This is a genomic window from Kitasatospora sp. NPDC052896 (assembly GCF_044547075.1).
Lineage (GTDB): Bacteria > Actinomycetota > Actinomycetes > Streptomycetales > Streptomycetaceae > Kitasatospora.
On record NZ_JBITZU010000001.1, the window covers coordinates 878,878 to 889,887 of the forward strand.

The 11,010-nt window shown below is 70.8% G+C and carries 10 protein-coding genes; 3 read left to right on the forward strand and 7 right to left on the reverse strand.

Annotated features, from left to right (window positions below):
• Position 1 precedes the first annotated feature (1 nt).
• From ACIGXM_RS04140 to ACIGXM_RS04170, 7 genes are all read right to left on the reverse strand, one after another.
• Positions 2-742 carry a hypothetical protein gene (locus ACIGXM_RS04140; RefSeq protein WP_396556571.1) on the reverse strand — a complete coding sequence of 247 codons (741 nt, stop codon included), beginning with the start codon at positions 740-742 and terminating at the stop codon, positions 2-4.
• A 368-nt stretch (positions 743-1,110) separates the two neighbouring features.
• A complete protein-coding gene (locus ACIGXM_RS04145; protein WP_396556573.1) occupies positions 1,111-2,403 on the reverse strand; it encodes a multiprotein-bridging factor 1 family protein in 1,293 nt (430 codons plus the stop codon).
• A gap of 225 nt (positions 2,404-2,628) precedes the next feature.
• Entirely contained in the window at positions 2,629-4,401 is a 1,773-nt protein-coding gene (locus ACIGXM_RS04150) for a hypothetical protein (RefSeq protein ID WP_396556575.1), read from the reverse strand.
• Complete coding sequence (locus tag ACIGXM_RS04155; protein ID WP_396556577.1) at positions 4,398-5,123, reverse strand: plasmid mobilization protein; 726 nt, start codon at positions 5,121-5,123, stop codon at positions 4,398-4,400. The genes ACIGXM_RS04150 and ACIGXM_RS04155 overlap by 4 nt, the downstream gene beginning before the upstream one ends.
• 290 nt (positions 5,124-5,413) lie before the next feature.
• Entirely contained in the window at positions 5,414-6,400 is a 987-nt protein-coding gene (locus ACIGXM_RS04160) for a DUF2637 domain-containing protein (protein ID WP_396556579.1), read from the reverse strand.
• A 133-nt stretch (positions 6,401-6,533) separates the two neighbouring features.
• A complete protein-coding gene (locus ACIGXM_RS04165) occupies positions 6,534-7,235 on the reverse strand; it encodes an ATP-binding protein (protein WP_396556581.1) in 702 nt (233 codons plus the stop codon).
• Positions 7,232-8,260, reverse strand: coding sequence for a hypothetical protein (locus tag ACIGXM_RS04170; protein WP_396556583.1), 1,029 nt, complete (start codon positions 8,258-8,260; stop codon positions 7,232-7,234). Before ACIGXM_RS04170 ends, ACIGXM_RS04165 begins: the two co-directional genes overlap by 4 nt.
• A gap of 539 nt (positions 8,261-8,799) precedes the next feature.
• Here ACIGXM_RS04170 and ACIGXM_RS04175 point away from each other — a divergent pair.
• From ACIGXM_RS04175 to ACIGXM_RS04185, 3 genes are all read left to right on the forward strand, one after another.
• Positions 8,800-9,348, forward strand: coding sequence for a helix-turn-helix domain-containing protein (locus ACIGXM_RS04175; protein WP_396556585.1), 549 nt, complete (start codon positions 8,800-8,802; stop codon positions 9,346-9,348).
• A 163-nt stretch (positions 9,349-9,511) separates the two neighbouring features.
• On the forward strand, positions 9,512-9,757 hold the full coding sequence (locus ACIGXM_RS04180) for an excisionase family DNA-binding protein (protein ID WP_396556587.1): 246 nt from the start codon (positions 9,512-9,514) through the stop codon (positions 9,755-9,757).
• Positions 9,757-10,914: a tyrosine-type recombinase/integrase gene (locus ACIGXM_RS04185; RefSeq protein WP_396556589.1), complete on the forward strand. Its 1,158-nt coding sequence runs from the start codon at positions 9,757-9,759 to the stop codon at positions 10,912-10,914. Before ACIGXM_RS04180 ends, ACIGXM_RS04185 begins: the two co-directional genes overlap by 1 nt.
• Positions 10,915-11,010: the final 96 nt, after the last annotated feature.

Sequence of the window (11,010 nt, forward strand, 5' to 3'; positions counted from 1 at the left end):
GTCACCTTCCCTGGCTTCCGGCGGGGAAGAAGCCCCCGACCTGGGTCTTGGGGTAGAGCAGGGTGTGGGCGCCGATCAGGGTGGCGGGCTGGAGGACGGTTCCGGCGGGAACGATCACGCCGTCGCCGATGACCGCACCGAACTTGGTCTGGCCGGTGCCGATGCGCTGGCCGTCCAGGTGGGCGCTGACCTCCTCGGTGGCCGGCTCGGTGACCGGGCCGCTGGTGACCCGCAGACCAGTCGTGGAGACGAACGCCCCGATATTGACGCCGAGCCCGAGGACGGAGTCGCCGACGAAGCTGGTGTGCTTCATGAAGACGCCGCCGGTCAGCAGGCTTCGCGTGACCTCGGCACCGAATCCGATCCGGCAGCCGGGGCCGATGACGCTGTTGTCGCGGACCCGGGCGCCGGCCTCGATGACGGCGCCGGAGCAGACCAGGACGGGGCCGGTCACGAACGCGCCCTCGGCAATGACGGCTCCGGCGGCCACCAAGACCTGGCCGCGGACGGTGGCGCCTGGCTCGATCACCCCAGCGTGCTCTGGCAGGGCGATGCCCAGGCGGTCAGCCAACAGGTCCGCCATGGCCTTCTTGAGGCCGAACACGGTCGGGCAGCAGCTCAACAGCCGCAGCACGACGGGGTCGGAGACCTGGTCGGGGTCGATGTAGTACTCGGGAGTGGTGCGGTAGTCGACGTGCGCCAACTCGGCTCTCATGGTGGGCGCTTCGGGCAGTCCGTGCATGACGGATCTCCTCTCGGACAGGCGAGTGAAGAGACGTTCTGGACCTACGCGAGGGGCTGGTCCGGGACGGTGGCGGCAGGAGTCGCCGCAGGGTTGGCGTCGGCCTGGTGGACGATCACGCCGAGCAGGCAGGCCGCAGCAACGTGCATGGCAGCCCAGGAGGCGGTCAGGAGCGTTCCGAGGCGGTCGCGGTCCCGGGCGGCGTGCCGAGGAGCGGTTCGCCGACCGTCGGTGGACGTGTTGAGAGTAGTGCTGTGCGTCGGTATCTGCGGGCCTTCAGCAGCTGGGACGGGTGGGTGCTCCCAGTGAACTGCCGTACCGCAGGGCAGATCCGTAGTCGGATTACGGGCCCGTAATCCGACTACGGATCAGACGAGCTGGACTCCGGCCCGGGCTGCAAAGTCCCGTACGCCGGGCAGGGCCCGGTCATGGCGAAGCAGGCCGGCGGCCATGTTCCTGACGCTTCCCCGGCGGATCTCCTGCGGGGCAGCCTGCTCGGCCGCCAGCAGGGAGCGGTAGCACTGCTCCGGCTTGTTCCACTGCTCGAAGCAGCGGGCCACGTCGATGAAGAACCGGGCCTGGCGCTCCGGCGTTGGCAGCGAGGTCGGGTCGATGGTGCGAGCGAGGGCGATGGCCTGCCCGGCGTCGCCCAGCTCGTAGTGCACCGAGAGGTGATGCAAGGCGACCCCATAAAGGCCGTCCACCGGGCCTGACGCGCCGCCGGCAGCCTTGGAGCTGGCAGCGGCCTCGCTGATCAGGGCGTGCGAGGTCTGCCGGTCACCCATCTTCGCCGCCGTGTAGGCAGCTGTGGCGTACAGATCCGCCTGCGCTGCCAGGCTCGTACCTTGCGGGGTGCCGCGGTCGTCGGCCAGGTCGTGGGCGGCCCGCACCGCGATGTCGGTGGCGCGAGCCAGTTGGCCCTGGCGCCGCCAGGCGCTGGAGACCATGCGCTGGGCCTCGGCGATGGTCAGCGCGTTCCCACCCGTACGGGCAGAGGTCAGCGCGCGGTCCGAGGTGATCGCGACCAGGTTGTCGTCGCCGGTCTTGATGCACAGCCGCACGGCGATGTTGTACAGGTCGGCTACGGCAGTCGCGGCCTGCTCAGCGGTGCCGAAGGACTGCGCGGCGGCCAGTCGGCCCGGTAGTGCCTGGGCAAGAGCGTCGTAGCGAGCTGAGCGAAACTCCTGGCGAGATGCTCGAACCGCCGCGGCGATCGTCTGTTCGGAAGGCTCGCGGCTGGCCGGGACCCTGACCGTGCCGTAGAGCAGCCAGTCCTCCAACGGGGCGACCGGGTTGGAAGAAACCTGCGCTGACGCCGTGCCGGCACCCAGCGGTGTAACGAAAACCGCGGCGGCAGCCGCAGCCAGGAGTTCGCGGCGTCGCACCGGGTCGTCACCATCCTCCGAAGCAAGATTGGTCGTCAGCCTAGCGGTTCGGGACTTCAACCGAGGCGAGCTGGACACGCGGGACGTGGGCTGCATATGTGACAGGAGTTCATCCATTGATACGCCGAGGACCTGGCTCAACTTGCGCAGCATGGCCACATCGCGCACCGGGATGATGTCGCGCTCGACCGCCGAGACCCAGTCCTCTGTGCGCTCGACCTCCGCTGCAAGGTCACGCTGGAACCAGCCCCTGCGCTTGCGCATCCGGGCGATCAACTCGCCGAACGTAGTGCCGTCTGCCCCCACGGCGTGGCTCCCGATCGTATCCGATCCGCTACAGCAGGCAACGGTACCGACTGGCGTGGACTCGCAGCAGGGAACTGTCCAAGATTCCTCGGGCACCTGCCAATAGCCAGGATCGTTCAGCACTGCCGTCGAAGCATCAGAGCGACGTCAACGCCGGATGCAGATGGCCCTCTGCATCCGGAGGTTGATGTTTGGTCAGCGCCTCGCTCGGGTCGGCTGCGGCGTTGCCGGGGAGGGCGGCTGCGGCGTGACAGCGGGGTTCGCCGTGGGTGCGGCTGTGCGGCCCGCGACGGTGCTCCTGCTCAGTGCCATGCTGGCATGGGTGTTCGAATTCCCCTTCGCCACTGCTGTCGTGGCGGGGAGTCCGGCGTCACGGCGGATGCGCCAGGTGAGGACGGCGGTGGCGGAGTCTGCGGTGGCGAGTTCGCGTCGGCCGGCGGCCTGGGTGAGCAGGGTGGCCGGGTCGTGGCCGGCGGCTTCGGCTTCGGCGAGGGTTACAGCAAGCGCGTTCCAGCCGGTTTCCTCCAGCACCTTGGCGGCCTGGTCGGCGGGCAGCGCACGGCGGACGGCTGCCGCTTGCCGGTCCCGTGCTGGCGGGTCCAGGTGTTGGCCGTGGGTGTCGAGGACGGCCAGCGGCTTGGCGGCGTGGCGGTTGTAGGCGGTGCGCAGGTGGTCGGCGGCCGTGTGTGCGGCGGTGGCCTGGTGCTGGCGGCCCTGGGCGGTTTGCCACTTGGCGATGAGGACGGCGAGCAGGACGAGGCTGGAGAGGAGGGTGGCGGCGGCTGTGCCGTCCTCGCCCCGACCGATGGCGGGCCCGCCATGGAGGATGGCGCGGGCGGCGGATCGCATGGCCCGCAGGTCCGCTTGGGCGGCGCGGGTGTTGGCGATGCCGGTGCGCTCCAGGGCGCGTGCCGCCTGGTTGATCTCCTTGCGACTGAGGACGGGGCTGGTGGTGGTGAGGGCGTCGAGGATCTCGATGCCGCCGTTGATCACGGCGGCGGCATCGGCGGCATCCAGCTCGTCGGCGAAGAAGGGCATGGCCTGGTCGACGGTGGTGCTGGCCTGGTGGCGACCGGCGGCGGGCCAGGTGCGGCGGTCGAGATCGGGGTAGCGGGGCTCGTCGGTGCCGACGGCGAGGCGCTTCTTGATCTGGGGCTGGGTCAGGTCGGAGGTGAGTTTGCTGCCAGAGAACCAGACGGGCCCGCCGGTGCTGCTGCGGTCGCCGGGCAGGGCGAACTTGTAGCCGGTCACGTCGCCGGACGGTGCTCGGCGGACCCCGAACCGGATGCCCTGGTCGGTGAGCCGGGTCAGGAACTCCTGTTCGCTGGCCGCGCCGGCCAGGGCCCGGCGCACGGCGGTGCGCAAGGTCTCGCGTGCGGGTTCCTCCCGTCCCAGGCGCTGGGTCTTCCGCAGCTCCGGGCCGGTGGCGCGCTTGGGCATGGCCTGGCGGTACTCGTGGGTGCGGGTCTCGGAGAGGTCGACCAGGCCGTACTCGCGCTCGATCTTGGTGAGCTCACCCTCCACGCGGTACTGGTCCTGGCGCAGGCGGGCTTGGGTGAGGTCGGCGCGCACGGTGGTGGCCAGGATGTGGATGTGGTCCCCCGCGTGGCGGACCGCGATCCAGCGGCAGCCGTCCGGGTCACCGTCGGGGGCGATGCCGGCGGCGGCCACGATCCGGCGGGCGATGGCGCCCCACTCCTCGTCACTGAGGATCCTGTCGGTGGGATCGGCGCGTACGGGCCGGTGGTAGACGTGCTTGGCGATCGGCCTGCCGTAGCGGACCACGTGCAGGTCGAGGGCGTCGCGCAGCTGGGTGAGGATGGCGTTCGGGTCGCGGCCGGGGTCGGGGGCGAAACCGTCCCAGGAGGCCACGATGTGCGGGTCGGTGTGCTCGTTGGCCTTGCCAGGCCCGTAGAGGTAGGCGAGTGCGCCGATGGTCCTCTTGCCGTACACGGCCTTGCTGATCATCGGCGCTTGGCCTTCGCCAGGCGCATCGCCGATGCGTCGACCTCGGCGACACCGGCTCGGACCTCGGTGACCAGGGTCCGGGCGGTGTCGAGGACGCTTCGGGCGGGGCCGGGTTCCACGCCGAGGTCCAAGTGGAGCCGGTAGGCGATCTGGTTGGCGTTGTTGCCGAGGGGTGCCAGCTGTCCGCGCGTTGCGAGCAGCGCGGCGATGGCCGTGTCCAGGCGCTCGTCGTGCGTGGTGAGCGCCGAGCCGACCGGGCCCAGGGCCTTGCGTTCCAGGTAGTCGGCGACGTTCAGTTCGGCGGCCTTGGCGAGGCGTTCGATCTCGGCTTTCTGCTCGTCGGTGCAGCGGAAGCCGAGCTTCTTCGTCTTCGGGTTCTCGTTGTCGCGGCGGCGGCGCTTGGGCGAGCGGTGTGCGGCGCTGGGTGCGGCGGCGGTCAGCGGCGTCGCAGCGGTGCGCGCGGACGGCGGGTTAGTCGGCTTCTCCTCCGGTGCCGCGCCCTCGCGGTACCGGTCCGGTGTTGCCGTGCGCGCCCTCGCGCTCGGCGTCACCGGCTCGTCCGCGCCCTCCTGGGCGTGGCCGTCCGCGTGCGCGCCCCCGTAGGGGGCCCGTACGCACTCGCTTGCTCCGCCAGGGGTAGAGGTGTGGTCACCTCTGTTGCGTTGCAGGGGGATTACAGGGTTCTCGGACTGGTCGTTCATGGGCTGACGGACGGTGGTCACGGGTGTGCTCCACAGGGGTGGGCGGTCGGTGCGGGGGCATGGCAGTCTCGCTGGGCAGTTTCCGGATGGGTTCCGGTTTGGTCGCGCCGGACTTCGCGGGTATGAGCGGCCATGGGGCGGGGCTTTCCGAGCGTGGCCTGCCGCGCAGGAGTGGGCGGTCCGTGGTGAACGTGAGTTCCGCAGGGCGTGAGGACCTGGCTGCGATGGGACCTCTGCCGATGCCGCTGTGAATCGGCAGAAGTCGGTGGCCAGCCGACCGAGGCAAGTCGGTCAACTGGCCACGATGGAGGTCAGTCGGCCTCGGGGTGTGAACGGCCCTCCTCGCCACCCCGCTCTCGGCGGAGCCTGTTCATCAGCTCCGTAAGGCGGGTACTGCCGAGCGGAAGGCCAGCTTCTCGGACGGCCTGCTCGACGACCGCGCGGGTGACGCGACCGTGGGCAGCAACCGCCGCGCAGCTGACCTCCAGCAACTGCTCCATCGACGCGCCTGGCGGACGTCCGACCGGCTTGCCGTGGGCGGTGCTGTCGCTGCCGCCGACTTGGGACTCGTCTGCCTTGTCAGCGGCTTCTGCCGATTCGCCAGCTGCGGTGTTCGCAGTGCCGGACGGCTGGTCATTGCCTTCCGCCGCCTGGTGACCGGGCAGCGCGTCGCTCCACTCGGAGGGCAGCAGGCCGGCGGCGGACAGCAGCGTCAGCAGCGCGGTCTCGTCGCTCCGGTGCTCCGTCCGCTGCGGCTGGACGTCCTCGTCATGGTCGGCGGTGACCGGGTCGGCAGAAGCTCCGCCGTGTGAATCGTCGATCTGCTCACCCCGGCGGATCTCGGTGTTCTCGCCGTGGCGGGCGATGAGGATGTACAGGTGGACGGCGCCGCCGAGGGCGAGCGGGGCGAGGATCGACAGGAAGCCGACGACGGTGTCGCTGAGCCGGAGCCTGCTGTCTGTGCCGGCCAGGTCGTTGAGGCGGACGGCGTGCAGGGCGTTCGCCCACACGCTGGCGGCGGTCGCTCCGGTGAAGAGCGTCCAGGCGTAGGCGCGGGCGGGCCGGGGGGCTTCGCGCAGGACGAGCAGTGCTCGCACGCCGTAGGCGATGAACCCGTCGATGATCAGCGGGAACACGTAGGTGAGCGGGCCGCGCACGTGGATCGCGGCGGCCATCTGCCGCAGGGCGTCGTAGGACAGAGCGAAGCCGAGCGCGCCGAGCAGGACGACCGTGAGGCGGTCCCAGAGGGAGACCCGGGCGGCGGGTATGTGGGCAGGGGGCAGTGCGGTGGTGGTCATGTGGGGTGCTCCAGGTGGCCTCGCCACTGCGATGGCAGGGCCGAGCGGCGAGGCGGCGGTGGGGTGAACGTGTGAGGTGGATGCCGGGCGGGGCGGCGTCAGGTGCACGGCGGCAGAGCGGTGCCGGTGCGGCTCAGGCGGTGCGCCGTCGGCGGTCGGGGCCGGTGAGGATGACGCGCTCGCACATCTCCGCCAGCCGGGACGCGGTGCGGTCGCCGAGGGCGGTGCGGATGTCGCCGAGCGGCAGGTTGGTGGTGAAGATCGTCGGGAGCATGTACTCGTAGCGGTGGTTGACCAGCCGCAGCGTGAGCGCTTCGGTCCACTCGGTCGCCTTCGCGGCACCGAGGTCGTCGACGATCAGCAGCGGACAGGCCATCAGTGCGCGCATCTCCTGCTCGCCGTCAACGCCCTGGCGGGGCCTCTGCGCGGCGTACAGCTCCTCGGCGGTCGTCTTGATCCACCGCAGGCGCACACCGCCCGCGAGCAGGCTGCGGACCGCTCCGTACGCCTGGTGCGTCTTGCCCGACCCGGTCGAGCCGGTGATCAGCAGCGACGGACCTTGCGCGATGCCCGGAGCGCCGCCGGGTCCTCGGCGGCTGGCCAGGGTGACCTGCTGGACCCAGGTGGTGACCTCGGGGTGGTCGGCGACGGCGAGTCGGTAGCGCGGCGGGATGCGCCGGTCTGCCAGCTCCAGCACGGTGGACGGCTGGTCGGCCTCGTGTTCCGCGGCGGTGGTCGGGACGGCCTGGATGCGGGCGAAGCGTTCGCGCCAGCCGCCGCCGATGAGCTTGGGATCGCGGTCGGCGGTACGAACCGCCGTCGGGGTGGAGGTCACAGCTCGCCCCCGTAGTAGGCCAGGGCGTCCCCGGGGTTGGTGAAGGGCTGGTGCTGTGCCCGATCCGCGTTCTGCCGGGCCGCTGCGGGCTGGGCGTTGACGGCTTCGTGGACCATGTCCGGGAGCAGGCTGGGGCTCAGCGGCTTGGCCTGGTACAGCGCCAGGCCGGCCCGGATGTCGTCCGCGCTGTAGCCCTCGGCCAGAAGATCGGAGATGACCTTGGCGAGGTGCCCGCGCACCTTGGCGGGCGGGCGCTTGCGGCAGCTCCGGACGTACTCGGCGAGCAGGTCGTGGGCAGTCACGCCGTCATCGGTTGCCTGCCCCGCGACGTGGTGCGGCTCGTCCTGGTGAGGGATGCGTGAGGGTGCCGGGGTGGGCGCGGCGGAGCCGCCCCCTTTAGGGGTAGATCCAGGATCCAAGATCCTAGATCCAGGCACGAGGTCCTCCTGAGCCCTCCGGAGGGATTCCGGAGACGTGCCCTGACCTGCTGTTTCACCGGCATCCGCTGCCTGCTGGCCTGACTCGGCCCTGCTGAGGGTCTGGGGAGCGGCCTCGGGAAGCGTGCTGTCGCCGACCAGTGCCGAGAACGGGCCGGAGAGGGACTCCGGAGCCCTCCCGAGGTCCTCCGGAGCCGGGCGGGCACACCGCTCCCCCTTGCACTTGCCGCACCGCCGCCCATGCTCGTGCACCGGGCACGAGGGCAGCCGGGAGGCGCTCGGGTGGGAGATCTTCTGGTGCTCGTGCCACTTGGCGACGTGCAGGTACTGGCGGCCGTCGCAGCCGGTGTACCGGCAGAGCAGGCCGACGGAGGCGAGCTGCTGGAGGTCGTCCGCGCAGTGGACCGGGGTGTGTTCGGGCCGCAGTGCCCACAGGACGCCGTTGATGATCGCGGCGTGGTCGATGTGGCGGCCCTCGTCGTCGACCTGGGTGAGCAGGCATACGAAGGTCCGCTCGGCGGTCAGCGACACCTCGGCGAGGCTGAGCGACTGGGTGATCTCGGGCTTGATGGTGCGGATGCGCGCCACGGCTACCGCCCCGCCTTCGGGGGCAGGGCGCCGCAGGCGGGTGTGGTGCGGGCCGCCGGGGTCGTACTCTTGGGCATGGCTTCCTCCCCGAGGCGCCTGTGGCTGTGACGGTCCGGTGCCTCGGTTGATCGCTGTGGTAGGTGGTCGGTCCAGGGAGTTCCTTCGGCCCTCGGTGCGCCAACACCGGGGGCCGCTCCCGTTTTCGGGCGGTCGCGTGATCCTCTCCGCGCTGCCCCGTTCATCCCCTCCTGCGTCTCCGGCCGACTGGCTCTCCGCCGATCTCGCCGCCTCGGCAGACTCGACGTCCACACCGGCAGCAACGTTCCATCTTGGAGCGCCCCGTCGGCGAGGCGGCATGGACGCCGCCCTCCGCCGAGTCGCGCACCCAAGGACTACCAGCAAAGTCCGGCCGCACCAAACAGCATGTCAGTGACCATAAAGCGGTGGACAAACCGGCACCTGCGCGGACGACGCAGCACGGTCCGCACGGCTTTCCCAGACCACTTGGTGCAGCCGGAGATCCATGCTTATATCCCGTCATGGCAACACGACCTGTCGAGATCGGCCCGACCGGTCTGCAGACCGCGAAGAACATCGAGCGGCTGCGGACCGAGCTCGGCATGAGCCAGCGCCGACTCGCCGAGATCCTCACCGACCTCGGCCGCCCCACGCCCACGACCGCGCTCAGCAAGATCGAGCGCGGCGAACGGCGCGTGGACGTGGACGACCTCGCCGCCATCGCCGTCGCCCTCGGGGTCTCCCCCGCCACCCTCCTCCTGCCGCCCGTCGCCGACGCGAGCCAGACCAACGTCACCGGCGCCGGCCCGGTCACCACCGAGGCGGCCTGGGACTGGGCCGACGGCATCAGCCCCCTTCTGCCCTTCCCCGTCGACGAACCCGACCAGGCTGGCGAGGACGGCCTGCTCACGCACGCCCTGCGCGCGCGGCCGGAGGGCAGACGGACCCGGCACCTTCCGCCGCTCGCGACTGCCGAACAGGCAGCCGGAGCAGGCCCGTTCAGCCAGTTCACCCGGGTTGAGCTGGTCCAACTCCTCGACAGCCTGAAGGCCGCGATCACCCGCGACTGAACCAGGTCCCCGGCCCGGCCACCCCCCGGGCCCGTACCGCTCCTGCTCGTTCCGGTGTTGGCGCACCGGAATCGCAGCGTCGATCCAAAAACCGACCACCTACCACAGCGATCAACCGCGGCGACGGCCCGTCACAGCCACGCGCGCCGCGAGGAGAGAACCCATGCCCGAGAACAGCAACCGCCACTCGACCAACGCCTCCGACCAGTACCTGACCGTCGGTCAGGTCGCCGAACGCCTGGGCACCAGCGAGCGGTTCCCCCGACGCCTCATCGCCGAGCGGCGCATCGCCTTCATCAAGATCGGCAGCCACGTCCGCATCTCCGAGAGCGTGCTCGCCGCCTACATCGAGGCCAACACCGTCGCCCCGGTCCGCTCCGGCCGCCGCCGCTTCGGGCGGGCCGCCTGATGGCGAACAACTCCGGCCGACGGCGCCGCTGGGGCTCCGTCCGCAAGCTGCCCTCCGGCCGCTTCCAGGCCCGCTACCCCGGCCCCGACGGGCTCCTCCGCAACGCCGACGAGACCTTCGCGACCAAGGGCGACGCCGAAGCCTGGCTCGTCGAGACCGAGACCGACATACGCCGCGAGGAGTGGCGCGACCCCAACGCGGGAGCCGTCAACTTCCTCCTCTACGCCACCGCCTGGATCGACGAACGCGACCTCGCACCCCTCACCGACGAGCTCTACCGCCGCCTCCTCCGCCTCCACCTGGAACCGACCTTCGGCGAGTCCGAGCTGAAGGAGATCACCGCTCCCCAGGTCCGAGCCTGGCGCGCCGCGCTGGTCAAGGAGGGCAAGAAGACCACCGCCGCCAAGGCCTACCGCCTCCTCAAGGCCATCCTGGAGACCGCCGTCGACGATGAACTCATCCGCCGTAACCCCTGCCGCATCAGGGGCGGTGGCAAGGAGGAAGCCGAGGAGCGTCCCGTCGCCACGGTCGAGCAGGTCCTCCAGCTCGCCGACCTCATGGGCCCGCGCTGGCAGCTCATGGTCTTCATGGGCTCCTTCATGGCTCTCCGCCCCGAGGAGCTGGCCGAGGTCCGGCGATCCGACGTCGACCTGGTCAAGCGCGTCGTGTGGATCCGCCGCGCCGCCCCCGAACTGACCACCGGCAAGCGCGTCTTGGGCGACCCGAAGTCCAAGGCCGGCAAGCGACCGGTCGGCATCCCACCCGAGATCGTCCCCGACTTCGAGCTGCACCTGCGCTGGTACGCCGCGAAGGAGGACGACGGCCTGCTGTTCATAGGCGAGCGCGGTGCCCCGTTCCGCCGCTCGACCTTCGGCCGCAAATGGCGCAAGGCCCGCGCGAAGCTCGGCATGAACGGCTTCCGCTTCTACGACCTCCGCCACACCGGCAACGTCCTCGCCGCCGGCACCGGCGCCAGCCTCAAGGACCTCATGGCCCACATGGGCCACTCCTCCGTCCGTGCTGCGCTGATCTACCAACACGCCACTGCCGAACAGCAGACCAAGATCTCCAACGGCATCAGCTCCGCCGTCGTCGACATCCGCACCCGACAACGATGCGCGCCCTCCGAGCCCACACAGGAAGCCCGCGAGGCGTGATCGCGAATGTCGAAGGAACCCGGCCAGCACCTGCTCATCGGGCCACTTCGGCATTCGGCCACCCGCCGCCGACCCCTTTGTACCCGGTGGCCGCTT

Coding starts and splice junctions, on each gene's coding strand:
- ACIGXM_RS04185 (WP_396556589.1), top strand. CDS start 9,757: ATGGCGAACAACTCCGGCCGACGGCGCCGCTGGGGCTCCGTCCGCAAG.
- ACIGXM_RS04140 (WP_396556571.1), bottom strand. CDS start 742: ATGCACGGACTGCCCGAAGCGCCCACCATGAGAGCCGAGTTGGCGCAC.
- ACIGXM_RS04150 (WP_396556575.1), bottom strand. CDS start 4,401: ATGATCAGCAAGGCCGTGTACGGCAAGAGGACCATCGGCGCACTCGCC.
- ACIGXM_RS04175 (WP_396556585.1), top strand. CDS start 8,800: ATGGCAACACGACCTGTCGAGATCGGCCCGACCGGTCTGCAGACCGCG.
- ACIGXM_RS04180 (WP_396556587.1), top strand. CDS start 9,512: ATGCCCGAGAACAGCAACCGCCACTCGACCAACGCCTCCGACCAGTAC.
- ACIGXM_RS04160 (WP_396556579.1), bottom strand. CDS start 6,400: ATGACCACCACCGCACTGCCCCCTGCCCACATACCCGCCGCCCGGGTC.